General features: G+C 74.8%; 22 protein-coding genes and 1 pseudogene. 8 read left to right on the plus strand and 15 right to left on the minus strand.

Features of this window, described 5'->3' with window-relative positions:
* The 6 genes and pseudogenes from O4U47_RS25090 to deoC all read right to left on the minus strand — a co-directional run.
* Nucleotides 1–703: pseudogene (locus tag O4U47_RS25090) on the minus strand (phospho-sugar mutase); the annotation flags it as partial.
* 421 nt (nucleotides 704–1124) lie between these two features.
* Nucleotides 1125–1922: a purine-nucleoside phosphorylase gene (locus tag O4U47_RS25095; RefSeq protein ID WP_270680434.1), complete on the minus strand. Its 798-nt coding sequence runs from the start codon at nucleotides 1920–1922 to the stop codon at nucleotides 1125–1127.
* A gap of 355 nt (nucleotides 1923–2277) precedes the next feature.
* Nucleotides 2278–2982, minus strand: coding sequence for a GNAT family N-acetyltransferase (locus tag O4U47_RS25100; protein ID WP_270680435.1), 705 nt, complete (start codon nucleotides 2980–2982; stop codon nucleotides 2278–2280).
* Nucleotides 2983–3124: 142 nt separating this feature from the next.
* Nucleotides 3125–4030, minus strand: coding sequence for an aldehyde dehydrogenase family protein (locus O4U47_RS25105; protein WP_270680436.1), 906 nt, complete (start codon nucleotides 4028–4030; stop codon nucleotides 3125–3127).
* A complete protein-coding gene (locus O4U47_RS25110) occupies nucleotides 4023–5462 on the minus strand; it encodes an aldehyde dehydrogenase family protein (RefSeq protein WP_270680437.1) in 1440 nt (479 codons plus the stop codon). The genes O4U47_RS25105 and O4U47_RS25110 overlap by 8 nt, the downstream gene beginning before the upstream one ends.
* A 124-nt stretch (nucleotides 5463–5586) precedes the next feature.
* Nucleotides 5587–6531, minus strand: coding sequence for a deoxyribose-phosphate aldolase (gene deoC / locus O4U47_RS25115; RefSeq protein WP_270680438.1), 945 nt, complete (start codon nucleotides 6529–6531; stop codon nucleotides 5587–5589).
* A gap of 425 nt (nucleotides 6532–6956) precedes the next feature.
* On the opposite strand from deoC, the gene O4U47_RS25120 reads away from it, so the two are divergent.
* The 4 genes from O4U47_RS25120 to O4U47_RS25135 all read left to right on the plus strand — a co-directional run bounded on the left by O4U47_RS25120 (nucleotide 6957) and on the right by O4U47_RS25135 (nucleotide 10128).
* Entirely contained in the window at nucleotides 6957–7664 is a 708-nt protein-coding gene (locus tag O4U47_RS25120) for a hypothetical protein (protein ID WP_270680439.1), read from the plus strand.
* Nucleotides 7665–7807: 143 nt separating this feature from the next.
* A complete protein-coding gene (locus O4U47_RS25125; RefSeq protein ID WP_270680440.1) occupies nucleotides 7808–8275 on the plus strand; it encodes a PTS sugar transporter subunit IIA in 468 nt (155 codons plus the stop codon).
* Nucleotides 8276–8551 carry a PTS sugar transporter subunit IIB gene (locus O4U47_RS25130; protein WP_270680441.1) on the plus strand — a complete coding sequence of 92 codons (276 nt, stop codon included), beginning with the start codon at nucleotides 8276–8278 and terminating at the stop codon, nucleotides 8549–8551.
* Between the two features lie 110 nt (nucleotides 8552–8661).
* Complete coding sequence (locus O4U47_RS25135; RefSeq protein WP_270680442.1) at nucleotides 8662–10128, plus strand: PTS ascorbate transporter subunit IIC; 1467 nt, start codon at nucleotides 8662–8664, stop codon at nucleotides 10126–10128.
* 118 nt (nucleotides 10129–10246) lie between these two features.
* Here O4U47_RS25135 and O4U47_RS25140 read toward each other — a convergent pair whose 3' ends face one another.
* Nucleotides 10247–11848 (minus strand): MFS transporter, encoded by a 1602-nt coding sequence (locus O4U47_RS25140; protein WP_270680443.1) that lies wholly within the window; start codon nucleotides 11846–11848, stop codon nucleotides 10247–10249.
* Nucleotides 11849–12055: 207 nt separating this feature from the next.
* Here O4U47_RS25140 and O4U47_RS25145 point away from each other — a divergent pair, with 207 nt between their 5' ends.
* On the plus strand, nucleotides 12056–12835 hold the full coding sequence (locus tag O4U47_RS25145; protein WP_270680444.1) for a TetR/AcrR family transcriptional regulator: 780 nt from the start codon (nucleotides 12056–12058) through the stop codon (nucleotides 12833–12835).
* Between the two features lie 76 nt (nucleotides 12836–12911).
* Here O4U47_RS25145 and O4U47_RS25150 read toward each other — a convergent pair whose 3' ends face one another.
* Together O4U47_RS25150 and O4U47_RS25155 are read right to left on the minus strand one after the other, a co-directional pair.
* Nucleotides 12912–13547, minus strand: a complete 636-nt coding sequence (locus tag O4U47_RS25150; RefSeq protein ID WP_270680445.1) for a hypothetical protein — start codon at nucleotides 13545–13547, stop codon at nucleotides 12912–12914.
* A 10-nt stretch (nucleotides 13548–13557) separates the two neighbouring features.
* Nucleotides 13558–14346: a GbsR/MarR family transcriptional regulator gene (locus O4U47_RS25155; RefSeq protein WP_270680446.1), complete on the minus strand. Its 789-nt coding sequence runs from the start codon at nucleotides 14344–14346 to the stop codon at nucleotides 13558–13560.
* A gap of 244 nt (nucleotides 14347–14590) precedes the next feature.
* Between O4U47_RS25155 and O4U47_RS25160 the strand changes: the two genes are divergently transcribed.
* Genes O4U47_RS25160 through O4U47_RS25170 form a run of 3 tightly spaced genes read left to right on the plus strand, consistent with a single transcriptional unit; the run spans nucleotide 14591 to nucleotide 16836 of the window.
* Nucleotides 14591–15805 (plus strand): cytochrome P450, encoded by a 1215-nt coding sequence (locus tag O4U47_RS25160; protein ID WP_270680447.1) that lies wholly within the window; start codon nucleotides 14591–14593, stop codon nucleotides 15803–15805.
* Nucleotides 15802–16002 carry a ferredoxin gene (locus O4U47_RS25165; RefSeq protein ID WP_270680448.1) on the plus strand — a complete coding sequence of 67 codons (201 nt, stop codon included), beginning with the start codon at nucleotides 15802–15804 and terminating at the stop codon, nucleotides 16000–16002. The genes O4U47_RS25160 and O4U47_RS25165 overlap by 4 nt, the downstream gene beginning before the upstream one ends.
* A gap of 60 nt (nucleotides 16003–16062) precedes the next feature.
* On the plus strand, nucleotides 16063–16836 hold the full coding sequence (locus O4U47_RS25170) for an enoyl-CoA hydratase-related protein (RefSeq protein WP_270680449.1): 774 nt from the start codon (nucleotides 16063–16065) through the stop codon (nucleotides 16834–16836).
* 60 nt (nucleotides 16837–16896) lie between these two features.
* Here the strand turns inward: O4U47_RS25170 and O4U47_RS25175 are convergent, their stop codons facing one another.
* From O4U47_RS25175 to O4U47_RS25200, 6 genes are all read right to left on the minus strand, one after another.
* Nucleotides 16897–19386, minus strand: coding sequence for an ABC transporter permease (locus O4U47_RS25175; protein WP_270680450.1), 2490 nt, complete (start codon nucleotides 19384–19386; stop codon nucleotides 16897–16899).
* 209 nt (nucleotides 19387–19595) lie between these two features.
* Entirely contained in the window at nucleotides 19596–20849 is a 1254-nt protein-coding gene (locus tag O4U47_RS25180) for a heparan-alpha-glucosaminide N-acetyltransferase domain-containing protein (RefSeq protein WP_270680451.1), read from the minus strand.
* A 131-nt stretch (nucleotides 20850–20980) separates the two neighbouring features.
* On the minus strand, nucleotides 20981–22951 hold the full coding sequence (locus O4U47_RS25185) for an acetoacetate--CoA ligase (RefSeq protein ID WP_270680452.1): 1971 nt from the start codon (nucleotides 22949–22951) through the stop codon (nucleotides 20981–20983).
* Nucleotides 22952–23233: 282 nt separating this feature from the next.
* Nucleotides 23234–23776, minus strand: coding sequence for a Uma2 family endonuclease (locus O4U47_RS25190; protein ID WP_270680453.1), 543 nt, complete (start codon nucleotides 23774–23776; stop codon nucleotides 23234–23236).
* 21 nt (nucleotides 23777–23797) lie between these two features.
* Nucleotides 23798–24502, minus strand: a complete 705-nt coding sequence (bioD, locus tag O4U47_RS25195; RefSeq protein ID WP_270680454.1) for a dethiobiotin synthase — start codon at nucleotides 24500–24502, stop codon at nucleotides 23798–23800.
* On the minus strand, nucleotides 24499–25869 hold the full coding sequence (locus O4U47_RS25200) for an adenosylmethionine--8-amino-7-oxononanoate transaminase (protein ID WP_270680455.1): 1371 nt from the start codon (nucleotides 25867–25869) through the stop codon (nucleotides 24499–24501). The genes bioD and O4U47_RS25200 overlap by 4 nt, the downstream gene beginning before the upstream one ends.
* Nucleotides 25870–26165: the final 296 nt, after the last annotated feature.

Consider the following 26165-nt stretch of genomic DNA (forward strand, 5'->3'; position numbering starts at 1 on the left):
GCAGGGGCGTGTAGCAGACGCGCACGTCGCGGTCGTCGCCGATGGGCAGGGCGGCCAGCGCGGCGGTGTAGTCGGCGGTGAGGCCCTCGGGGGCCGGGGCGACGGCGGTGCCGCGGGGCAGCTCGTCGGCGAAGGGGGTCCGGTCGATGGCGGCGGAGATGTCCGCGTCCGAGGGCGGGACGATCTGCGCGCCCACCTCGCCGGGCGCGGCGTCCCCGGCGGTGCCCTGGAAGACCTTGTAGCCGCTGTCGCGGGCGGGGTTGTGGCTGGCGGTGACCATCACCCCGGCGGCGGCGCTCAGGCGGCGCACGGCGTAGGCGAGCACGGGGGTGGGCAGCGGGGCGGGGAGGAGGACGGGGCGGCACCCGGCCCCGGCGAGCACCTCGGCGGTGGCGCGGGCGAAGTCGGCGGAGCGGTGGCGGGCGTCGTACCCGACGGCGACGACGGCGCCGGTGCCGACCCAGTCGGCGACCCCGGCGGCCGCGCGCATGGCGACGGCGGTGTTCATCCGGTTGGGGCCCGCCCCGAGCTCGCCGCGCAAGCCCGCGGTGCCGAACTCGAGGCGGGCGCCGAACCGGTCGGCGAGGGCCGCGTCGTCACCGGAGTCCAGGAGGGCGATGAGCTCGGCACGGGTGGCGGGGTCGGGGTCGTGGGCCAGCCATTCGCGGGCACGGTCGCGCAGGACGGCCGCGGTCTCCTCCATGCGAACGCCTTTCTTACGCAGAGGGTGCGCCCCGGTCGCCCGGGCGCCGCCAGCCTACTCCGCAGGCGCCGACAGGGGGCGGGCCTTGCGCCGAGGGGCGAAGGGCGCGGCGCCCCTCACCCCGAACCCACCCGGCGCAACCAGGTGTAACGCCGCATCTCCGCGAGCGCGGAGTTCGGCTGCAGCCGTTCGAGGTGCAGGCCGCCATGGCCGACCCGCCTCCGCCTGCGCCGGGCTCGGGGCCCGATAGTGCGCGCGGCGCATCTGCGGCGGTCCATCTCCGCCTGCGCGGAGTTCGGCCCCCGTCCCCGAGCAGACGCGGACGAAGGCCGGCCCATCACCGCGTGCGCGGAACTCGGAGCGAATGACCTGCGGCGACGCCAGGCATCATCTTCCGGCGACCACCCCGGCGCCCCGGGCGTCAGAGCTTGGCCACCACCCCTGCCAGCAGGTCGCCCAGTCCGGCGGCGGCCTCGCGGCCGGTGTCCAGGACCTCCTTGTGGTCCAAGGGCTGGTCCGACAGTCCCGCCGCGACATTGGTGACCAACGAGATGCCGAGCACCGACGCCCCCAGGGCACGGGCCGCGATCGCTTCCAGGGCGGTCGACATGCCCACCAGGTCGGCCCCGAGCGCGCGCAGCATGCGGATCTCGGCCGGGGTCTCGAACTGCGGGCCCGACATCGCCGCGTACACGCCCTCCGGCAGCGACGGGTCGACCTCGCGCGCCAGCGCGCGCAGGCGCGGGTCGTACAGGGTCGTCAGGTCGACGAAGTCCGCACCGCTCAAGGGCGAGCGCGCGGTGAGGTTGATGTGGTCGGCGATGAGGACCGGGCTGCCGACGGGCACGTCCGAACGCAGTCCCCCAGCGGCGTTGGTCAGCACCACGTTCCCGGCTCCGGCCTGGACCGCCGTGCGCACCGCGTGCGCGACGGCGTCGGTGCCGTGCCCTTCGTACAGATGGGTCCGGCCGAGGAAGACGAGCACTTCACCACCTCCGGAGCTCACGACCCGCACCGTCCCGGCGTGTCCGGTGACGGCGGGCGGCGGGAAGCCCGGGAGGTCGGTCACGGGGACCTCCTCGACGGTCTCCCCCAGCGCATCGGCGGCCGGTCCCCAGCCGGAGCCCAGGACGACGGCGGCGCGGAAGGAATCGGTACCGGTGCGCTCGCGCAGCGCGTCCGCGGCCTCTCGGGCTCTGGCGATCGGGTCGGTGCTCACGGGTCGCGTTCTCCTCACGGTGGTCCGGGTGATCGCGGCCGCCCGCACGGGGGGACGGTCGCGGGAATGCCGCTTGGGGCATCCTTTCCCGTCCCGGCGGTCGAAGGCAATGGTGGCCGCGCCGGGCGCCCCCGTGTGTCGCGAAGGGCGCCCCGGCAACCGACCACTCGACGAACGCCCAGTTCACGCCCTTACGGGAGGGTGCCCCAGCCCTGCTTGCCGGGCGGCGGGTTCCTCGCGGTCCGGGTCGGCGGCGGCTCGGCCCTCTCCGCGATGATCTCGACGGAAGTGCTGTCGTTCCGGCGGTTCTGGCAGCACTTTTGTCGAGATCATCGCGGGGAGAGCCGACCCCAGGTCACACCAGGGGCATCGACAGCACGTGCTGGGGCCCCGCATCGGCGCCCAGGTATCGGCGGCCCGTGTCCTCGAACCCTCCGGCGGTGTACGCCCTGTACCCGGCGGGGTTGGCCGTCTTCACCGTCGCCAGGACCTCCTCCGCCTCCGGGGCGGCCTCGCGGGCCAGCGACGGCAGCAGGCGGCAGGCCCGGCGCGCCACCCCTTCGCCCTGCCATCGGACCTCGATCAGGAACGACCTCAGCATCACCGCCCGCTCCGGCGCCGCCGTCAGGCTCGACCCGTCGCCAGGGACGATCCCTGTTCCCGACGGCACCGCCTTGTCGAGGATCCCGAAGCCCGCCGTCGCGCCGTCCACCAGGACCGCGAAAGGCACCTGCCCGGGGACGGCGTCGGCCTTGGGGAGCGTCACCACCGGCGGGTCCACGAACCTGCCCTGCCCCGGTGCCAGGCGCAGGCGCAGGACGTCGGCGCGGACGCGCGCGATGAACGCGAGGCGCGCGTCCGCGCCGGCCGGATCGTCGCCCGGCTCCCTGCCCGACTCATCGCGGGCCTCGCGCGGCCCACCCGACTCATCGCGTGACGCTTCACCTGGCGGCTCGTCCCGGGCCTCGCCCGGTGGCTCGTCCGACACTCCGTCCGGCTTGTCCAAACGCAGCAGCTCGACGGCTCCACGGTGCCCCGTGGAGCCGGTCACGCCGGGCATCGCCTCTCCTCCAGGTCTCCTCGGCGGGCCGGATGACGGCCCATCGCCCCGCCCGCGGCGCCCCAGGCGACCTCAGGCGCCCCAGGCGCCCGAGACCGGGCACCTCAGGCGCCACAGACGCCGCCCGGGCACCTCGCGCACCTCAGGTGCCGACGGGGTGCCACACGGTCTTGGTCTCCAGGAACGGCCGGATACGGCCCAGCCCCGGGTCGGCCTCCCACTCCACCGCCGGGTCCGGGCGCAGCACCCGCTTCAGGGTCTCGGCCGCCGCCTCCTCCAGGTCGGCGGCCAGGTCTCCCGCTCCGGCCACGTCCAGCGCCCCGGCCAGGTCCAATGCGTTCACATCGGCGTGCGCGGCCAGCGGCGGGGCCAGCTCGGCCGTGCGGCCGGTGAGGATGTTGGCGACCCCGCCCGGCAGGTCCGAGGTGGCCAGCACCTCGGCCAGCGCCACCGCGGGCAGCGGCGCCCGCTCGGAGGCGACCAGCACCGCCGTGTTGCCCATGGCGACCACCGGCGCCAGCACCGACACCAGCCCCAGCAGCGGGGCGTCCTGCGGCGCGAGCACCGCCACCACCCCGGTCGGCTCGGGCGCGGACCGGTTGTCGTAGGGCCCGGAGACCGGGTTGGTGCCGCCGAGCACCTGGGCGGCCTTGTCGGTCCAGCCCGCGTAGTACACCCACCGGTCGATCGCGGCGGACACCTCGCGCTCGGCCTCGGGGCGCCCCGCACCGGTGGCGGCCGACAGCTCGGCGGCGAACTGGGCCCGCCGCCCCTCCATCATCTCCGCCGCCCGGTACAGGACCTGCCCCCTGTTGTAGGCGGTGCGCCCCGCCCACCCGGGGAAGGCCTTGCGGGCCGCCGCCACCGCGTCCCGGGCGTCCTTGCGCGAGGCCATGCCCGCGTTGGCCAGGTGTTCTCCGTCCGCCGACGCCACGGGGTAGGACCTCCCCGACTCCGATCGCGGGAACGCCCCGCCGATGTACAGCTTGTGGGTCTTGCGGACGGCGACGCGCGGCGCCGCCGCCCCGTCGTGCCGGTGCTCAGACAAGGTAGGCCTCCAGTCCGTGGCGCCCGCCCTCCCGGCCGTAGCCGGACTCCTTGTACCCGCCGAAGGGGCTGGCCGGGTCGAACCTGTTGAAGGTGTTGGACCACACCACCCCGGCTCGCAGCCGCTCGGCGGTCCACAGCATCCGCGACCCCTTCTCGGTCCACACCCCGGCCGACAGCCCGTAGGGCGTGTTGTTGGCCTTGGCGACCGCCTCCTCGGGGGTGCGGAACGTCAGCACGCTCAGCACCGGCCCGAAGATCTCCTCGCGGGCGACCCGGTGGGCCTGCGTCACGCCGGTGAAGACCGTCGGGGGGAACCAGTGGCCGCGCTCGGGCAGCGGGCACGGCGGCGACCAGGCCTCGGCGCCCTCGGCACGCCCGGTCTCGGCCAGCGCGCGGATGCGTTCGAGCTGGGCGGCCGAGTTGACCGCGCCGATGTCGGTGTTCTTGTCGAGGGGGTCGCCGAGCCGCAGCAGGGCCATGCGGGCCCGCAGCCGCTCCAGGAACTCCTCCGCGACCGACTCCTGGACGAGCAGCCGCGACCCGGCGCAGCACACGTGCCCCTGGTTGAAGAAGACGCCGTTGACCACGCCCTCCACGGCCTGGTCCAGGGCGGCGTCGTCGTAGACGATGTTGGCGCCCTTGCCCCCGAGCTCCAGGGTGAGGCGCTTACCGGTTCCGGCGAGGGTGCGGGCGATGCCCCGGCCGACCTCGGTCGAGCCGGTGAAGGCGACCTTGTCGGCCCCCGGGTGGGAGACCAGCAGCCGCCCGGTCTCCCCGTCCCCGGGGACGATGTTGACGACGCCCGGAGGCAGTCCCGCCTCCTGGCAGACCTCGGCGAACAACAGCGCCGACAGCGGGGTGGTCTCGGCGGGCTTGAGGACGGCGGTGTTGCCGGCCGCGAGCGCCGGGGCGATCTTCCAGGCGAGCATCAGCAGCGGGAAGTTCCACGGCACGACCTGCGCGCACACGCCGACCGGCCGGGGGTCGGACCCCATACCGGCGTAGGCGAGCTTGTCGGCCCACCCGGCGTGGTAGAAGAAGTGCGCGGCGGCCATGGGCACGTCGAAGTCGCGCGTCTCCTTGATGGGCTTGCCGTTGTCGAGGGTCTCCAGCACGGCGGTCTCGCGGGCCCGCTCCTGGAGGACGCGGGCGATGCGGAAGAGGTACTTGCCGCGCTCGGCGCCGGGCAGGTCCCGCCAGACGGTGTCGTAGGCCCGACGGGCGGCGGCCACGGCCCGGTCGACGTCGGCCTCCCCGCAGACCGCCACCTGCGCCAGCGGCTCCTCGTCGGCGGGGTTGGCGGTGGTGAGGTGCTCGCCGCTCTTGGCGGGCGCGAACTCCCCGTCGATGAACGGGTCGTAGGCCTCGCGCAGCCGCACCACCGAGCGCGACTCGGGGGCGGGTGCGTACTCCAGGGGCTGTCCGTCCAACCGCGAACCCTTCCTGCTCGTGCCGTGACCGTCGGCCGCTTCTCCGCCGACTTCTCCGCCGCCGGCTCCGGCGGCCTGCTCCTCCGGCGCCCGGGGCCGGTCCTCGCTGCTCATGGGGGCCGCCTCAGTCGATGGTGAAGTAGTCGGGACCGGCGTAGGCGCCGGTGCGCTGCTTGGCGCGCTGCATCAGCAGGTCGTTGAGGAGGCTGGAGGCGCCGATCCGGAACAGTGCCGGGTCCAGCCAGCGAGGCCCGGCCACCTCCTGCACCATGACCAGGTTGCGGATCGCGTCCTTGGCGGTGCGGATGCCCCCGGCGGGCTTGACGCCGACGGCGCGGCCGGTGGCCGCCAGGTTGTCGCGGACGGCCTCCAGCATCACCAGCACGACCGGGGGCGTGGCGGCGGGCGCCACCTTCCCGGTGGAGGTCTTGATGAAGTCGGCGCCCGCGCCCATCGCCAGCCAGGAGGCGCGGCGCACGTTGTCCAGGGTGGCCAGTTCGCCGGTCTCCAGGATGACCTTGAGGTGGGCGCCGCCGCAGGCCTCCCGGACGGCGGTGATCTCCTCGTGGACCTTGCGGTAGTCCCCGGCGAGGAACGCGCCGCGGTCGATGACCATGTCGATCTCGGTGGCGCCGTCGGCCACCGCGCGGCGGGTGTCGGCGAGCTTGGCCTCCAGCGGGGCGCGCCCGGAGGGGAAGGCGGTGGCGACCGAGGCGACGCCCACGCCGCTGCCGCGCACCGCCTCGGCGGCGACGCCGACCAGGTCGGAGTAGACGCACACGGCGGCGGCCGCGGGGGCGTCCGGGTCGTCGGGGTCGGGGCGGCGGGCCTTGGCGGCCAGCGCGCGCACCTTCCCGGGGGTGTCGGCGCCCTCCAGGGTGGTCAGGTCGACCATGCGCACGGCAAGGTCGAGCGCGGCGGCCTTGGCGGTCGTCTTGACCGAGCGGGTGGCCAGCCCGGCGGCGCGTTCACGGGCGCCGACGTCGTCCACGCCGGGCAGCCCGTGCAGGAACTCGCGCAGGGCCCGGTTGGTGGGGGCCTGCTCGGCGGCGATGGCGGTCTGGGGCACGGTCCACCTCGTGAGCGGTCGTCGTGAGCGGTTCCTCGTCGTCGGCCGGGGATCGTCCGGCCCTCGCCTGGGGCCACCCTAGCGCGCGGCCGCGGGGGCGCCCTCCTCCGCGGGCCGGGCCGCCGCGGCGGCCGCCGCCGGAGCCGCGGCCCGCCCTGTTGCCGTCCACGGATGCGACGACGGAATCACGGCTCGGACAGACCGCGCCCTGGCCTTCGCCGTGCAGGGATGCCGACCGGGCGCGCCCCGCCCGCCTGGCTCACCCGCGGCTTCCGGCACCGCCCGCCGGTCCTGGGACTCCACCGAGGCCGAGGCCGGGGACCGGGCCGGGGCCCCGGCGGGGCGCGCCCGCCCCGCCACGGCGGCCCGTACCCTGAACAGGCGAGGGACGTCGGCACCGGGCCGACGCCGCGCCGGAGGGGGACATGGCCGAGTTCCGGATCGTCTCGCAGGACGGGTTCGACCTGAAGCGGCTCGCGGCGGCGCTCGCCGAGTCGCAGGGCTGGCCGCGCGAGCGCATCGGCATCTGGGAGAACCGGCGCGACGGGGAGGTCGTCGTCACCGTCGACGACGAGCTGCTGGCCCCCTCCTCCGGCCCCGACCCGCTCACCCTGCCCATGCACACCCCCCGGGACGTGCACCGCGCCTGCGAGCTGATCCGCCGCCGGGACGTCTCGCTGCGCGGGGTGGACTTCGCCGAGCTGCGCCGCGAGGCCGCCCGCTTCTTCTCCGCGGGGTGGTCGGTGGCCGACCTGCTGCACGCGCTCAGCCACCGCCCCGACGGCGCCCCCTGGCCGCGCGGCGAGGGCTACCAGGGGGTGGAGTGGCTGCGGCACCGCCTCAAGCACTGGACCACCCCCAGCGGCGACATCCGGCCCTCGGTCTCCCAGGAGACGGTGCAGATGCGCATCGTCGGCCGGGCCGGGCTGCCCGAGGACATCGGCATGCCCCCCGACGGGACGGAGGAGGACGCCGGGCCGCGCACCGGCCGTGCGGCCCCCGACCGGGTGCGCGCCGCCGCCGACGACGCGCGGCGGCTGATCCGCGCCGCGACCCGCACGACCAGCGACGGCCTGTCCCACCAGGAACGCACCGCAACCCGTATCAATCGGACACCGGACGCGGATCAGTAGCTTCGGGGCACGACACCCCAGTCGGTGATGCGTTACATTCCTCCGGAAGCGCCGTAACGTTGGACACGGTCCGCACCGCGGACCCGCGGCCGCGGCCCGCCGCGGCCCCGACCGTCCCTCGCGTCCCGCCGCCGGGAGGGCCCATGGCCGACACGTCCCTGTCCACCCTGCTGCCCGCCGACGCCATCGTGACCGGGATCGCGGCCGACGACTGGCGCGCGGCGATCCGCGCCGCCGGTGAGCTGCTCGTCGCCGGAGGCGTGGCGACCTCGGACTACATCGGCCAGATGCAGGACGCGGTGGACGAGTACGGCCCCTACATCGTCATCGCGCCGGGGCTGGCCCTGGCGCACGCCCGGCCCAGCGAGGCGGTGCTGCACACCGGCATGTCCTGGGCGAGCCTGGCGCGGCCGGTCGCCTTCGGCCACCCGCAGAACGACCCCGTGGAGCTGGTCATCGGGCTGGCGGCGGTGGACCACGACGGCCACTCCGGCGCCCTGTCCCGCCTGGCGCGCATGCTGGGCGACCCCGAACGGCTGCGCGAGCTGAAGGCGATGCGCGAGCCCGAGGCGATCCACAAGGCGATCACCGAGTACGAGAGGGGCGAATAGGTGAGGATCCTCGCCGTGTGCGGCATGGGCATCGGCACCAGCGTGCTGCTGAAGGCCAATGCCGAGAAGGCCGTCCAGGACCTGGGGCTGGACGCGGAGGTGGAGGTCGCCGACATCGGGACCGCACGCGGCGCCGCGGCCACCGCCGACCTGGTGCTCACCTCCGGCGAACTGGCCGCCGAGCTGGGCGACGTGGGCGTTCCGGTCACGGTGGTGGCCAACTTCATGGACGCCGAGGAGATCCGCCGGGCCGTCGCCGGGGCCACCGGGCGCTGACCCCGGGGAGCCGGCGCCGAGACCACGCCGGCAAGGGCGTTCTTCCCGAGATCGACGCGGTCCGTCCGCGCGGCCTCGACCCCCGGTAGTCGGACAGGCGGGAGCCCCCCATGGACGCGGTCCTCGCGATCGCCCGGTTCGTCGTCAACGAGATCCTCAGCGTCCCGGCCTACATGGTCGGGCTGATCACCGCGGTCGGCCTGATCGCGCTGCGCCGCTCCGCCGGGCAGGTGGTCGGCGGCGGCATCAAGGCCGTGCTGGGCTTCCTGCTCATCGGCGCCGGGGCGGGCCTGGTCACCGCCGCCCTGGAGCCCCTGGGCACGATGATCCAGGGCGCGGCCGGCGCACAGGGCGTGGTGCCCACCAACGAGGCGATCGTGGCCATCGCCCAGCAGGAGTTCGGGGCCCAGGTCGCCTGGATCATGATCGCCGGTTTCGCGCTCAGCCTGGTGCTGGCGCGCTTCACGCCGCTGCGGTACGTGTTCCTCACCGGCCACCACACCCTGTTCATGGCCACCCTGCTCACCATGGTGCTGGCGACGACCGGCCTGCCCGCCGCGGCCGCGGTCGCCCTGGGCGCGCTGCTGCTGGCGGTGGTGATGGTGTCCCTGCCCGCGCTGGCCCAGCCGTGGACCCGGGCGGTGGGCGGCGACGGCAAGATCGCCATCGGCCACTTCGGCACCCTGGGCTACGTCGCCGCCGGCGCCACCGGGCAGCTCGTCGGCAAGGGCAGCCGCAGCACCGAGGACATGAAGCTGCCCGAAGGGCTGCGGTTCCTGCGCGACTCCATGGTGGCGACCGCGTTGAGCATGGTCGTCATCTACGTGGCGGTGGCGCTGCTGTACTGGGCCCGCCAGGGCACCGGGGCGGCGCTGGAGATGTTCCCGCCGACCGAAGGGGTCGAGCCCACCGTCGGGCACTTCCTGATGGCCTCCGTGATGCAGGGACTGCAGTTCGGGATCGGCGTGGCGGTGATCCTGTACGGCGTGCGCACCATCCTGGGCGAGCTGGTCCCGGCCTTCCAGGGCATCGCCGAGCGCGTCGTTCCGGGGGCGGTGCCCGCCCTGGACGCCCCGATCGTCTTCCCCTTCGCGCAGAACGCGGTGCTCGTCGGGTTCCTGGCCAGCTTCGCGGGCGGGCTCGTGACGCTGGCGTTCATGGCCGCGGTGGTCAACCCGGCGTTCGGGCTGGCGCTGATCCTTCCCGGGCTGGTGCCGCACTTCTTCACCGGGGGCGCGGCGGGCGTGTACGGCAACGCGACCGGCGGTCGGCGGGGCGCGGTGCTCGGCGCCTTCGTCAACGGCGTGATCATCACCGTGCTGCCCGCGCTGCTGCTGGGCGTGCTGGGCTCGTTCGGGGAGGCGAACACGACCTTCGGCGACGCCGACTTCGGGTGGTTCGGCATCGCGGTGGGCTACTCCTTCCGGGCCGGGGACGCCGCCGGTGTGGTGCTGTCGCTGCTGGTGGCGGCGGTCCTGTTCGCGGCGGCCGTGCTGGTGCAGCGCAAGGCCGTGCTCGGGGGCTGGGACCCGGCCGCGCGGCACAAGGCCGCGCTGGAGCGCCGCACGACCGGATAGACGGCGGGTGCGAGGAGGCCGTGTCCGGGGGCCGGGCCGCCGCCCGGGCTCGCGGACACGGCGCGCGCACGGCGGAAGGGGGCGGCCCGCAGGACCGCCCCCTTCCTCTCCGCTCAGGTCACAGGTGGACGGCGGGCTCGGGCGCGGCCCCGCCCTCGGCCCCCTCCTCCTTCGCGGCCGGCTTCATGAACAGGGACAGCACCGCCGCCCCGGCCATGACCGCCGCCGCCACGCTGAACGCCAGGAACAGGCCGTCCATGAACGCCAGGTGGCTCGCCCGGGTGACCGCCTGGGCGACCGCGTCGGAGGCGCCCTCCGGGACCACCGCGGAGCCTTGGGCGACGGCGCTCTGCAGCGCGGCGAGCCCCTCCCCCTGCGGCAGTTCCAGCCCGGCGTCGCCGAAGTGGCCGGGCAGCGTCGCGGCCACCCGCACCGACAGCACCGCGCCCAGCACCGCCGTGCCCAGCGACCCGCCGAGCTGCATCGCGGCCTGCTGCATGCCCGAGGCCACCCCGGCCAGGGAGACCGGCGCGCTGGTGAGGATCGCGGCGGTGGCGCCGGTCATCACCATGCTCAGCCCCACGCCCAGCAGCACGAAGCCGACCGAGGTGTAGACGACCCCGGTGTCGGGGGTGAGCCGGGAGAGCATGAACAGCGCGACCGAGGCGCTGACCAGGCCGCCCACCGTGGGCACGCGCGTGCCCACGGTGTCGATGAGGCGCCCGGCCGGGGTGGCGCAGATCGCCATCATCGCGGTCAGCGGCAGCAGCTGCAGCCCGGCCTGCAGCGGTGTCAGCCCCAGCACCCCCTGCAGGTAGAAGGTGATGAAGAAGAGCGAGCCCATCAGCCCCAGGGCCATCAGCACCATCAGCACCACGCCGATGGAGATGGGCGCGGAGCGGAAGATGCCCAGCGGCAGCAGCGGCGCCTCGGCCTTGCGCTCCCACAGCACGAACACGGTGCCGAAGGCCAGGGCGACCGCGAGCACGGTCAGCGTCTCGGCGTGGGCCCACCCCTTGACCGGGGCCTCCACCAGCGCCCACACCAGGGCGAAGATCGCGACGCTGAGCAGCGCGATCCCGGGCAGGTCCATCCGCGAGGAGGTGTCGGTGGGGCGGTTGGGGCCCAGCAGCCACACCCCCAGGCCCAGGGCGGCCAGACCGACGGGGATGTTGATCAGGAAGGCGGCGTGCCAGCTGAACGCCGACACCAGGATGCCGCCGACGATCGGCCCGGCCGCGGTGGCGCCGCCGATCAGGCTGCCGAACATGCCGAAGGCCCGGCCCAGCTTGTCCGGCGGGAAGCTGGAGCGCAGCAGCCCCATCGCCGCGGGGGCGATGGTGGCGCCGAACACGCCCTGCAGGATGCGGAAGGCCACCAGCGGGACCACCGCCGAGGACAGGGCGATCGCCACCGAGGTGAGGGTGAAGCCGACGACGCCCACCATGAACACACGGCGGTGGCCGTAGCGGTCGCCGAGCTTGCCCGCGGTGATCAGGAAGACCGCCAGGCCGAGCAGGTAGCCGTGGGTGACCCACTGCAGCTCGGCCAGGGAGGCGTCCAGGTCGGCGCCGATCGCCGGGTTGGCCACGGCCACGATGGTCCCGTCCAGGGCGACCATCATCACCCCGAAGGCGATGGCCACCAGCGTGCCCCAGGGGCCGCCGCGCGGCCCCGGGCGCCGCCCTGGCGGCGCCTCCCGTGGTGCCGTCTGCGTCATGCGTCCCCCGTTCCCCCGCGGGCCGCCCCGCGGTGCCTACCGATCCGTCGCGACCCGGCAACACTAGTGGCAGCCGCTGACAGATGACAATCACTGACGTATTTTGCGCCCGGCGGTATCCTCGGACCGACCGATCCGCGAAAGCGGAGGTGGCGCCGCCCCCGCACGCGCCCCCCGGCGGGGCGCGCGGCCGAACCGGAGGAGCACGTGACCGGAATCACCGCCGGAGCCGACGCACCGGACCACCCGGCCGGCCTGCGCGAGCGCAAGAAGGCCCGGACCCGCGAGGCCCTGGTCGGGGCCGCGCTGGACCTGTTCGCCGAGCGGGGGTTCGAGGCGGCGACCACCGAGGAGATCGCCGCCGAGGCGGAGGTCTCCCAGCGGACCCTGTTCCGCTACTTCCCGTCGAAGTACGACATCGTCCTATCGGTCTACGACGACATCGAAGAGGTCTTCCTCCACAGGCTCCGGGAACGGCCGCTCAACGAGCACCCCTTCACCGCGATGGCCCGGGCCGTCCAGAACACCCGCGCGGACCTGAGCCCGACCGTGGTCGCGGGCCAGCTCCGGCTGCTGCCGGTGCTGGCCGAATCGCCCCACCTGCTCGCGGCCCGGTTCGACTCGGGCAACCGGCACACGGCGCGCCTGGAGGCCCTGATCGCCGAGCGGTGCGGCGCCTCGCCCCGCGACCTCCGGCCCCGGCTCCTGGCCTCGGTCTTCGGATGCGCCATGAAGACCGCGGTCACCCAGGCCTGCATGGTCGCCGAGCCCAGCGCCGACCGGTTCTACGCCCTCATCGAGACGGCGATGGACACGCTCGTCCCAACGCTCACCGAGCCCTGGCACCTTCCGGCCGGGAAGGAGGCGCCTCCCACAGCGGAGGGCGCGGGGCCGGCGGGTCAGGGCCCGACGGCTCAGGGGCCGATGGATCAGGGGTCCGGTTCCGATTCGTCGAACACGGCCGATGATGCTTCCATAGCGCCGTGAGCCTCCGCCACACGTTTTCCACCTGCGAGGACGCGGTCGGCTGAGGCGCGGCGGCGCGGCGCGGGAGAAGGGCCGCTCACTCCTCGCCCCCGGGGCGGGGCCTCCTCCGCCGCCACAGCAGGGAGCCGACGACCGCCGCGGCCGCCGCCACGCCCGCGCCCGCCACCGGGACCGCTCCCCAGGTCTCCATGGCGGCCTCCACCATCCGGCGGCTCTCCGCCCGCGGGTCGGCCAGCACGGTCAGGCAGAACACCGCCACCAGCAGGGACACCGCCCCGGTGAGCAGGGCCCGCTGGAGGCGGCCCGGCTCGGTCCGGCGGTGCAGGACACGGCCCGCCTTCAGGATGCGGCCGGCCCGCAGCAGCCTCAGGGACACCGCCACGCGCGCCAGGCGCAGCATCTGCAGCGGGCCGACCACCAGCACCACCGCGAGCACGGCGGCCACGGCCGCCAGAGTGGTCCAGCGGTGATCGCGCAGCCACGCCCGCTTGCCCTCGGCGAGCAGGAACAGCAGACCCCATTCGGCCCACAGCACCGCCCCGGCGGCGATGTTGGCCCAGCGGCCCGTCGCCGCCACCGCACCGGAGCCCCAGACCTCGAAGAACACGGCGGGGACCGAGACGAGCGCGGCCGCGATCACCACGGGGGCCATGCGGCGCTCGGCTTCACGGGCCCGGAGGTTCACCGCCCCGTCGCCGCTGCCGCCGCCCATGCGAGCGAGGCTACTCCTCCGGTTCCGGCGCTCCGGCGGCCGGTGTCCGCGTCGGTCCGCGATCCGCGCCGCCGTCCGCGTCCGGCTCGCCGCAGTCCGGGAACCGCCACCCCGTCTCCCGCTCCCAGCGAGCGGTGGCCTCCAACAGCGCTTCGGAGGACATGGCGAAGAAGGCCCCCACCTCGTCCAGGCGGGCACCGGCCGGGGTCCCGGCCCCGAGGATGCGCGCGCCTTCCCGAGCCGCCTCGGCCAGCTGCAGGTTCGCCCGGATGCTCGCCTCCCACGCCCGGACCCACGCGGTCCGGTCGGCGAAGTACAGGTCGCGGCGCCCGCCCGGAGCGCGTTCGCGCCGCAGCAGGTCCTGCTCCTCCAGGTAGCCGACGATCTTGGACACCGACGCGGGGCTGAGGCCGAGCCGTTCGGCGAGCTCGGCGGCGGTGAGACCGGCGTCGGCCACGAACAGGGCGGCCACGACCCGCGCCGGGGTGCGCGGCAGACCGGTCGCCTGGAGCGGCCCGATGACGATCTCCTCGGCCCGGCGCCGCGCCCCGTCCACTGGGCCGGGGGCCTGGGACGCCGAGCGCGGCGGCGCCGCAGGGCCGCGCCGGGCGCGGCGCTCGGCCTCCCTCTGGGCGCGGTCGGGCCGGTAGTCGTTCGGCCCCCCGTTGCGCATCACCTCGCGCGTCACGGTGGATGTGGGCCGCCCCAGCCCGCGCGCGATCCCGGCGTAGGACAGCCCGTCGCCCAGACCGCGGGCGATGCGGCGGCGCTCGTCAGGGGTGAGGCGTCCTCCGGGCATGCGCTTCCCCCTTACTCGTCGGCGGGCCGTGCCGAAATGCGCGCCCCTTCACCCCATTGTGCGTTCACTCGACCTTCATTGCAACGTAGCGACCACGGGAAGGTTGCATTCACCCCACACCCACCGCAACGATTGTCGCCTTACACCAGGCATGACAGGCGATCTGACCTCTGCCCGCATTGATGAGTTTTTGAATGCAACGTAGCGTTTCATTCGATCGAAACTCTGACGGGGGAGATCCACCATGACCACGGCACCGTTGCCGGAACTGCCCGGGATGCCCACCGCCCGCCCCGCCGGGCACCCCTTCGACCCGCCCGAGGAGCTGGCCGGGGTGCGCCCGCTGGCCCGCATCCCGCTCGCCGACCGAACCCCGGGGTGGCTGGTGACCGGCTTCGCCGCCGCCCGCGCCGTCACCTCCGACCCGCGCTTCAGCACCCGGTCGGAGCTGCAGCGCCTCGTACTGCCCCGGTTCGGGATGCCCGACCGCATGCCGCCCGCCCCGCCCGGGATGTTCCTCCAGGCCGACCCGCCCGAGCACACCCGCTACCGGCGGCTGCTCACCGGCAGGTTCACCGTCCGCCGGATGCGGCTGCTCACCGAGCGCGTGGAGCGGACCGTCGCCGACCACCTGGACGCCATGGAGCGCGCGGGCGGCCCCGCCGACCTGGTCACCGCCTACGCCCAGCCCGTCCCCGCCCTGGTGATCTGCGAGATCCTCGGGGTCCCCGCCGAGGACCACGCCCGGTTCAACGGGGCCGCCCGCACCTTCAACGACCCCGCGGCGACCGCCGAGGAGACGGACCGCGCGTGGCAGGAGCTTTACGCGTACCTGCGGGACCTGGTGGCCGCCAAGCGCTCCGCCCCCACCGACGACATCCTCAGCGAGCTGACCGACTCCGACCTCACCGAGGAGGAGCTGGTCAACGTGGCCACACTGCTGCTGGCGGCCGGGCTGGACACCACCGCCAACATGATCGCGCTGGGCACCTTCGCCCTGCTGCTCCACCCGGACCAGCTCGCGGTCATGCGCGACGAACCCGCGGCCGTCGACAAGGGCGTGGAGGAGCTGATGCGGTACCTGAGCATCCCGCACACAGGCCAGCGCGCCGCCCTGGAGGACGTCGAGCTGGAGGGGCACACGATCAAGGAGGGCGACACGGTCGCCGTGTCCCTCGCCGCCGCCAACCGCGACCCCGAGCGCTTCCCCGACCCCGACCGGCTCGACCTGAGGCGGGACGCGCCCGGGCACCTGTCCTTCGGCCACGGCGTGCACCAGTGCCTCGGCCAGCAGCTCGCCCGTGTGGAGATGCGGGCCGCCTTCCCCGCACTGCTGCGGCGCCTCCCCGACCTGCGCCTCGCGGTGCCGCCGGAGGAGGTACCGCTGCGCTCCGAGGCGGACATCTACGGCGTGGAGGCCCTGCCCGTCACCTGGGGGCCGGAAGGGGGCGGGCGATGAGGATCGGCGCCGACCGCGACCGGTGCATCGGGGCGGGGATGTGCGTCCTGACCGCCGCCGACCTATTCGACCAGGACGAGGAGGAGGGGCTGGTGCGGGTGCTGGACGGGGCGCCCGCCGCCGACCGGGAACGGGACGCGCTCCGGGCCGCCCGCCTGTGCCCGTCCGGCGCGCTGGCCGTCACCGACGGCGCCTGACCGGCCCCGCCCCGCGCCGCGTCCCGTGACGCGGCGCGGACCTCGGCGTACCGTCGGTTCATGAGCAGCAACGACCGTGTCCTCGTGGAACGCTCCGGACCGCACGCCACCATCACCATGAACCGGCCGGAACGCCGCAACGCCCTCTCCGAGGGGTTCATGGAGGAGCTGACCGCGGCCTTCGAAGAGGCCGCCGCCTCCGACGCGCTCGGCATCACCCTCGCCGCCAACGGCCCGGTGTTCTCCGCCGGGCACGACTTCGCCGACCTGGCCGGCGCCGACCACGCCGCGACCCGCCGCACCCTGCTCACCTGCGCCCGGCTCATGCGCACCGTGCAGTCGGTGCCCCAGGTCGTCCTCGCCCGCGTGCACGGGCTGGCCACCGCCGCCGGGTGCCAGCTCGTCGCCACCTGCGACCTGGCCGTGGCCGGGTACAGCGCCGGGTTCGCGGCCCCCGGCGGGAAGGGAGGCTGGTTCTGCCACACGCCGATGGTCGCCGTCTCCCGCAACGTGGGGCGCAAGCGGGCCGCGGAGATGGCGCTGACCGGCGACGTGATCGACGCGAGCACGGCCGCCGAATGGGGGCTGGTCAACCGCGCCGTCGCCGACGCCGAGCTGGAGGAGACCGCGCGCGACCTGCTGGAGCGCGCCACCCGCGGCTCCCCGCGCAGCAAGGCCCTGGGCAAGCAGGCGCTCTACGCCCAGATGGAGCGGCCCGAGTCCGACGCCATGGCGTACGCGGTGGAGGTGATGGCGGCCGCCGCCCAGACCCCGGAGGCCCAGGAGGCGATGGCGGCGTTCCTGGACAAACGCACCCCCAAGTGGCCCGCCTGACCGGCAGGTGATTCGCACCGCACAGGCGATCGCCGGGGCGAACGGCCGGTACGAGCACCCTCACCCTCCTGCCAGGGAGGCGGCGATCGACGTCCGCCCCGCCCGCCGTGCGGGGAGCACGGCCGCCGCCATGGCCGCCAGGCCCGACCCGGCCACGACGAGGGCCAGTTGTCCGACCGGCACCGCCGGAACCGCGTCGGCGCGCATCGCGGTGATCACCGCCAGGCCGTACAGGCCGCCCACGGCCGCGCCCGTACACGCCCCGACCGCCCCCAGGACCAGGGCCTCGACCGTCAGCATCCGGCCGAGCTGGCGCCGGGTGACCCCCAGGGCGCGCAGCACGGCCGACTCCCGGGTCCGCTCCACCACCGACAGGCTCATCGTGTTGGCGATCCCGATCAGGGAGACGACCACGGACAGGGCCAGCAGCCCTCCGACGATCATCACCAGGTTGGACAGCGCCTCCTCCAGCTGCCGCCGCGCGTCGTCGGTCCCGGTGATGGACACGGCCGGGTACTCCTCGGTCCCGGCCTCCACGGCGGCGCGGCCCTCCTCGGGGCTCAGGCCCGGGTCGGTGTTGATCATCAGGGCCCCGTAGCCGCGTTCACCGAACAGGGCGGTGAAGCCCTCCCCGGTCATGGAGAACGGCGGATAGGGCGAGGCCCGGACGACCGCGGCGACCTCCAGTTCGGCGGTCCGCCCGTCCCCGGTGGCCACGCCCACCGTGTCGCCCACGCCGATGCCGAACTCCTCGGCCCGGTCGGGGGTGACGGCGATCTGTCCGGGCCCCATCGCGTCCGGGCGGGCGCCCTCGACGACCACCGGCTCCTCGAACGGGCCGCCGGGGACCACGCTCGCCAACCCGGCCTCCTTCCCGTCCAGCTCGACCACCGCCTCGCGCTGTGCGCCGATCTCGGCGACGCCGTCGGTTCCCCGGAGCCGCTCGACCACCCCGGGCGGGATCTGCGCCTGCTCCGCCGTCCCGGGCGCCGTCACCATGAAGTCGACCGGGAGCGCCTGCTCCACGCCCTTGTTCACCGACGCCTCGAAGCTCTCCGCGGCCACCGAGACACCGGACATCAGGGTCACCCCGACGGCCAGAGCGATCGCGGTGGTCGCCGCCCGCCGCGGGGCGCGGCGGGCATTGGCCACCGCGAGGCGCCCGGGGGTGCCGAACAGCCGTCGCGGCAGGAAGCCGACGACCAGGACGGCCGGACCCACGAGCATCGGCCCCAGGGCCACCAGTCCCAGGAAGAAGAGCATGCCGCCGACCACGACGGTGCTCAGCGCCGCGGCCCCCGGCCCCAGGGCCGGCACGGCCGCCGCCGAGGCGCCGGCGCCCGCCGCGGCCGCCAGCAGGCCCAGCACTCCGCGCACCGACCCGAACCGCCCGCCTTCGCGCTCCCGGGTGCTGTTCAGCGCGGCGACCGGGGGCACACGGGTGGCGGCGTGCGCGGGAACGGCCGCGGCGCCGACGGTGACCGCGACCCCGGCGGCCAGGCCGACGGCGATGGTCAGCGGCGTGACCGCGACGACGGAGTAGGGGATGTCGCTGCCGAAGGCCCTGAGGACGGGGACGGCCGCGTACCCGGCGGCGACGCCGAGGGCCGCCCCCACCACCGAGGCGGCGGCCCCCAGGGCGGCGGACTCGGCGAGCACGCTGCCGAACACCTGGGAGCGGGCGGCCCCCACGCACCGGAGGAGGGCCAGCTCGCGCTTGCGCTGGGCCACCAGGATGCTGAACGTGTTGAAGATGACCAGCCCGGAGACCAGCAGGGAGACGAGGCCGAGCATCGCGAGCCCGGCGCTGAGCAGGGCCGGGTCCACACCGCTCCCCGCCGCCTTGGCGTCGGCCCACTGCCTGCCGGTCAGGACCTCCTCGCCTCCCCCGCCCATGGCCGCGGCCACGTCGGCGCGCAGGTCCTCGGGGGCGGGGCCGGACGAGGTGATGTAGATGCCCGCGTAGTCCGCCTCCCCGGTGACCGCCTTCGCGGTCGGGAGCGTGAAGACCGCCGCCCCGCGCAGGGCCATGGAGCCCTCGCCCCGGGTGTCGACCAGCCCGGTCACCGTCATTTCGCGCGGCCGCCCCTGGGCGTCGAGCACGCCGACCGTGTCGCCGACGCCCGCGCCCGCGTCGTCGGCGGTCGACGCGGCCAGCGCGACTTCGTGGTCGGCCTCGGGGGCGCTGCCCTCCACCGTGGAGGTGCGCAGGGTGACCGAGGCGGCCACGGGCTTCTGGCTCAGGGGGCGGCCGTCCGCGCCGAGCAGGGTCGCCTGCCCCTCCACGACCCCTTGGGCGCGCTCCACCCCGTCGAGCGCGGCCAGGTCGTCGACGGTCTCCTGCGGCAGCTTGCGCAGGCCGCTGGAGGTGAGCACCGCCACGTCCACGTCGGCCGTGTTGGCGGTGACGGTCCGTTCCGCGTCCGCGCGGAGGGTGCCGCCGAGGACGAGGGTTCCAACGGTGAAGGCCGCCCCGACCACGGTGGCCAGGGCGGCCATCGCCAACCGCGCCTTGTGGGCACGGAGCCCGGCGAGCGTCGTCCTCCACACTGGTCGTCACCCCTCCGGCATCGCTTGGAGCGCGGGGCGCGATACGCCGCCGCCTCGGACACGGCCGTGACGGTAGCCGGGCGGTCACTCCGCAGGGATCGGCCGATCGGCCGAGAGGCTCCGGGGCGTGGGCGCCGCGGGCGGGGCGGGCCAAGTGTGGGGCGCGGCTTCGGCGGGTGGCCGGATGCGGACGAGGGGCGGGGGCGGGCTCAGCCCTGGCGGGCCGGGTGGGCCCCCCGGTCGGGGACGAGGTCGGCGCCGCGGTCGGCGAGCCACCCCAGGGCGCGTTCCAGCGGTCCCCGGCCCAGCAGCAGCTTCCACACCGTGCACAGCACCAGCGCCGCCACCACGAAGGCCTCCCACCGGAACGGAGCGGTGTCCTGGAAGGACATGCCGCCGAGCGCCATGACCACGATGTGCCCGGCGTAGACCGTCAGCGCCATGGCCCCGGCCGCCGACAGCGGGTACAGCGGCACCCGCGCGTGCTCGGCCGCGTACAGGCAGGCCACCAGTACCAGCAGGGACGTGCCGATCGCGCCGACGGCCTCGTAGCTGGTGCCGCTGTGCGGGCTGGCGATGAGCAGCCACAGCGGGGAGTCCGTCGGGACCTGCCCGTGCATGTTGCCCAGCTCCCCGACGACCCAGTCGCGCATCGGCGCCAGCCCGGCGGCGTCCAGGCCGGTGGCACCCCAGGTCGACGCCGCGAGGTCGGCCGCCAGGCGGTCGATCCCGCCCAGGGGGTACAGCAGCAGCCAGGACCCGCCGTAGCCGAGCAGGGCGAGTGCGGCCCCGGTGCCCAGCATGCCCAGGCGCACCCGGGCCGCGTTCAGGTCCAGCCGTCCGACCGCCATGCCCGCCACCACGAACGCCATGAACGTGAACGCCGGGTAGTAGCCGGTGAGGAGGAGGTCGGTGATGCCGCCGATGGAGTTCTCCCGGAACCCCTGGTCGCCCATGGCCGAGCGGATCAGGAACGATGCCTGCGGCCCGATGAGGGCGACCGCCGCCGCCGTGCAGCCCAGCGCGACCGGGCCCAGGGTGAGCAGCGGCAGGGCCAGCACGAAGAACCCGGCGTAGTAGGCGAGGATCACCGCGACCGGCGCGTCGAGCACGTCCAGGGCCATCCCGAGCAGGGCCAGCACCACCGCGCGCACCAGGATGCGCGCCACGGGGCGCTGCAGCGCCAGGCCGGGGAGGGGCTGCGACCTGCCGGTCATCAGCGCCAGGGAGACCCCGGCGAGGAAGGCGAACAGCGCCGAGGACCGGCCGCGGGTCAGCCCGTGGAAGGCCTCGGCCGCCTCATCGCCCGCGAGCCCGGCGACGCCGAGCGAACCGACGCCGAGGTGCACGGTGAGCATGCCGAAGACGGCGAGGGCGCGCGCGGCGTCGATCCCGGCGATGCGCTCGCGCGCCGCGGGCGCCGCCGACCCGTCGGGGAGGCGGGGGTCCTGGGGCGGAGTCACGACGCCCACCTTAGGAGGTATTGCGGTGTTTTGGGGCGGCCCGCGGGGGCCGGTTTCGGGGCCTGCGCTGGAGTCGCGGCCCCCACCGGCCGGGGGCGGCACGGCGCCGCCCCGCCCCCGGCAGCCGCCGCTCAGTCCCCGCCGCGCGCGAGCGTCGAGAAGTAGTCCAGCGCCTCAGGGTTGGCCAGGGAGTCTCGGCTGGCCACCTTCTCGGCGGGCTCGCCCATCAGGATGCGCTTGACCGGGACCTCCAGCACCTTGCCCGAGAGGGTGCGCGGCACCTGGGCGATGGCCCGCACCGAGTCCGGGACGTGCCGGGGCGAGCAGTCCTCGCGGATGCGGCGCGCGATGGCCTTGGTGAGCGCCTCGCCCAGGTCGGCGCCCTCGCGCAGGACGGTGAACAGTTCGATGCGCGAGCTCCCGTCCTCCTGGGGCACGTCCACCACGAGCGCGTCGACGACCTCGTCCAGGGACAGCACCGCCCGGTAGATCTCGCTGGTGCCCATCCGCACCCCGCCCCGGTTGATGGTGGAGTCGGAGCGGCCGTAGATGACGGCGGTGCCGCGGTCGGTGATGGAGATCCAGTCGCCGTGCCGCCACACCCCCGGGTACATGGAGAAGTAGCTGTCGCGCAGGCGCTCCCCGTCGTCGTCGCCCCAGAAGTACAGGGGCATGGACGGCGCGGGCTCGGTGACCACCAGCTCGCCGACGTCGCCGACGAGCTCCTTGCCCTCGGGGTCCCAGGAGGCCACGGCCATTCCCAGGGACCGGGCCTGGATCTCCCCCTCGTACACCGGAAGGGTGGGCACGCCGCCGACCAGGCAGCTGCAGATGTCGGTGCCGCCGCTGGTGGAGAAGAGCCACAGCCCGTCGCCGAACTCGCGGTAGCACCAGTCGAACCCCTCGGGGCTGAGCGGCGACCCGGTGGAGCCGATGGCGTGCAGCGCCGACAGGTCCCGCCCCTCCGTGGGGTGGATGTCGGCCTTCATGCAGGTGGAAAGGTATCCGGCGCTGGTGCCGAAGACGGTGACCCCGGCGCGTTCGGCCAGGTCCCACAGGGTCCCTAGGTCGGGGTGGCCGGGGTTGCCGTCGAACAGCACGATGGAGGCCCGGGTGAGCAGCACGCTCACCAGGAAGTTCCACATCATCCACCCGGTGGTGGTGAACCAGAACACCCGGTCGGTCTCCTGGGCGTCCAGGTGCAGGTGGAGATTCTTGAGCTGCTCCAGCAGGATGCCGCCGTGGCCCTGCACGATGGCCTTGGGCAGCCCGGTCGTCCCGGAGGAGTAGAGCACCCACAGCGGGTGGTCGAAGGGGAGCCGCTCGAACTCCAGCTCGGCGCCCTCCCCGGCGCGCTCCAGCGCCTCCCAGGCCAGGGCGTCCTCGGGCACCTCGTCGCCCAGGTAGGGCAGCACGACGGTGTGCTCCAGGCCGGGCAGCTGGGCGCGGAGCTCGCGCACCGTTCCGGTGCGGTCGAAGTCCTTGCCGCCGTAGCGGTAGCCGTCGACGGTCAGCAGCACCTTCGGCTCGATCTGGGCGAAGCGGTCGATCACGCTGCGCACGCCGAAGTCGGGCGAGCAGGAGGACCAGACCGCGCCGATGGAGGCGCAGGCGTAGAACGCGGCGGCCGTCTCGGCGATGTTGGGCAGGTAGGCGGCGACCCGGTCGCCGGGGCCCACACCGAGGCGGCGCAGCCCGGCCGCGATGGCGGCGGTGCGGCGCTTGAGCTCGCCCCAGGTCCACTCGCCCAGGACGCGCAGCTCGGAGGCGTGGCGGATGGCCACGGCGTCGTCGTCGCGGTCGGCGAAGACGTGCTCGGCGTAGTTGAGGCGGGTGCCGGGGAACCAGCGCGCTCCGGGCATGGCCCGCTCGGCGAGGACCTCGGTGGGCGGGGTCGAGGAGCGGACGCCGTAGTAGTCCCAGATCGCCGACCAGAACCCGTCGAGGTCGGTGGTGGACCAGCGCCAGAGGGAGTCGTAGTCGCCCTCGTCGACGGCCGCCCCCCGCTCCTCGCGCGCCCAGCGGGCGAACGCGGTGATGTTGGCCCGTTCCCGCCGTTCGGTGTCGGGGGTCCAGAGCACGGGGGGTGGTGGCTGCGTCATTGCTGGCGCCCTCCTCATGTAACGCAGGCGAGCGGTCGGCCGCGCCCGCCGGTCAGGCGGGGCCGCCGCTGTGATGTGACGCCCATCTAACAACACGGTCGGAGTGTCGCGCATCACGGGGGTCGGTGAGCCCGGCTGGCGAAGCGCAGGTGGGCGGGGTGCCCGAGGGTGTCCCGCCGCGACACAGCCTGACGGCGGGACGGCACGGGCGCCATGGAGGCGCGGCACACAGTACGGCGGAGGACGGTGGCGCGGCGGGCCACGGGGTGGGGAGAGCCCCGACTACATGTAGCGCTCCAGGCTGCGCGTCCGCACAGCCCAAGGCAGAGAGGGCACGCCGACGAAGTCCCCCATCGGCCCCTCGGCGATCTCCGTGTACTCCTCCTGCTCAGGAGCGCTGTACAGGGTCCACAGGTCACCGCTCTGCCGAACGATCAGATAGCAGGGAACGCCCAGCTGCGCATACAGGTCCTTCTTCGACACCTCGTCGGTGATCCGGGATGACGGGGATACGACCTCGGCGACGAGCAGAACCTTGTCTCCTGGGCGCATTCCCGAGGCGGGAAGCCGCGTTCCCTCCTCGAAGACCGCCACGTCCGGCCTGAGTTCGTCATCGCACCCTGGGAACCGCACGGAGGCATCCATCGTGGCGGGGTAGCCGTTGTGCCTCGACTGCAGCAGAATGTCCAGCTGGATCTCCTGGTGCAGCTGGCTCGGAGACGGCGAAATGATGATCTCCCCGTTGATGATCTCGTAGCGAACCTCATGCTGATCAAGCAGACCGGCGACTTTGGACTGCCCTCTCAGCTCGTCGGAGACCGTCATCTCGCCCACTCCCTCGAAGCGTCATGTACGAGCGCCGCGGCTACCCACCGTCGTCATCCATGCTAGCCCGAGGGCCTGTGCCTTGGTGGCGAACTCTTCAGGCGCCAGCTCCGCCATGCCCTCGGGCAATGCCCCCAGCAGCGGCGCCCCGGCCTCCTTCGGGAGGTCTCCGAGGTTGCACCGCTCGGCCAGGCCCGGCCGTCGGGGCCAGCTGCCGATCACCACCCCCGCGCACATGATCCGGCGGGCGCGCAGCGCCTCGGCCGTCAACGCCGTCTCGTTGAGCGTTCCCAGGCCCGCGCGCGCGACCAGCAGGACCGGGGCCGCCAGGGCCGCGGCCACGTCGGCCAGGCTCGACCCCTGCTCGTCGAAGCGCACCAGCAGCCCGCCCGCACCTTCGACGAGCACCAGGTCGTGCCCCTCGTCGACCAGCTCCACGGCGGCCCGCGCCGCCCGCTCGGCGGGCAGCCCCTCCATCCCGGCCCGGCGGGCGGCGGTGGCCGGGGCCAGCGGGTCGGGGTAGCGGACCAGCTCCCGAACCGTCGTCCCCGGGGCCAGGCGGGCGACCTCGTCCGCGTCCCCGGGCTCACCCGGCCGCACCCCGGTCTGCGCGGGTTTGAGCACGGCGACCCGCCGTCCGGCCCTTACGGCGAGGGCCGCGAGCGCGGCCGTGCACACGGTCTTGCCCACCCCGGTTCCGGTCCCGGCGACCGCCATCACCGTCACGCGGTCGCCTTCAGGGAGGCCTCGGCGGCGGCGAGCATTCCGCCGGTGACGGCCTCCAGGTCGGAGGTGTCGCAGATGTAGGGCGGCATCGCGTAGACGTGTTCGCGGAAGGGCCGAAGCCAGCACCCGGCGTCGACGGCGGCGCGCGTGGCGGCGGCCGTGTCCACGGGCCGGTCCAGCTCGATGACGCCGATCGCCCCCAGGACGCGCACGTCGCGCACCCCGGGCAGAGCGCGCGCGGGGGCCAGGCCGTCGCGCAGCCCCTGCTCGACCCGGGCGACGTCGCCGCGCCAGTCGCCGCCGGTCAGCAGGCCGACGCTCGCCGCCGCGACCGCGCACGCCAGCGGGTTCCCCATGAAGGTGGGCCCGTGGGCGAGCACCGGCACCTCCCCCTCCGAGATGCCGCGTGCCACCTCCGGCGTGCACAGGGCGGCGGCGAGCGTCAGGTATCCGCCGGTCAGCGCCTTTCCCAGGCACATCACGTCGGGGACGACCCCGGCGTGTCCGGCGGCGAACATGGAGCCGGTCCGGCCGAAGCCGGTGGCGATCTCGTCGAACACCAGCAGCAGGCCGCGCTCGCGGGTGATGCGGCGCAGCTCGCGCAGGTAGCCGGGGCTGTGGAAGCGCATGCCGCCCGCCCCCTGCACCACCGGCTCCACGATGACGGCCGCCAGCTCGTCGGCGTGCGCGGCGACCAGCCGCTCCAGCCCGGCGACGTAGGAGGGGTCCGGGTCGGCATCAAACCCTTCGGGCGGGGCGTCGGCGAAGACCTGGCGGGGCAGGACGTCGCCCCACAGGGAGTGCATCCCGCCCTCGGGGTCGCACACCGACATGGCGTGGAAGGTGTCCCCGTGGTAGCCGCCGCGCCAGGTCAGGATGCGGCGCCGCTCGGGGCGGCCTTGGGAGCGCTGGTACTGCAGGCACATCTTGAGCGCGACCTCGACCGCCACCGACCCGGAGTCGGCGAGGAAGACGTGGCGCAGGTCGCCGGGGGCGGCGGCGGAGAGCAGCGCGGCCAGGCGGGCGGCGGGCTCGTGGGTGAGGCCGCCGAACATGACGTGCCCGAACCGGTCGAGCTGCGTGCGGGCGGCCGCGTCCAGGACAGGGTGGCGGTAACCGTGGATGGCCGACCACCAGGACGCCATGCCGTCGACGACCTCGCGCTCGCGCCCGTCGTCGCCGACGAGGCGCAGGCGCGTGCCGTGCGCGTCGGTCACGACGTAGGGGGCGCCGGCGGCGCCGGGGCCCACGGACGAGTAGGGGTGCCAGAGCAGGTCGCGGTCGACCTCGCGGACCCATTCGGCGGCGGCGCCGGTCGCGGCGTCGGCCTCGGTGCCGTCGGGGGCCGGTCGGAGCGGAGACGTCATACCCGCACATCCTTCCGAGGGGCCCGGCGCAGGGCGATGGTCCCTCCCACAGAATCGGGCGGGGGATGTTTGTGCGTTCCCGCGCATGACGGGGGCGCCGAACACGTGTGAGGCTCCACGTGACCGTTTTCCAGGCGGTCCGGGCGGGCGGCGGTACCCCGCCGCCCGCCCGTGGGGAAGAGCAGGGGGCCAGGGGCCGCGCCCGGCCCGGCCGAGCCGGTCCGCGTACAGGCGTGTCTCCCCATCGAGGACGGACACCGCGGCCACCGGGCGGGCCGTACGGCCTTGATCGGCGC

It is taken from the genome of Nocardiopsis suaedae (assembly GCF_027706745.1).
Lineage (GTDB): Bacteria > Actinomycetota > Actinomycetes > Streptosporangiales > Streptosporangiaceae > Nocardiopsis_A > Nocardiopsis_A suaedae.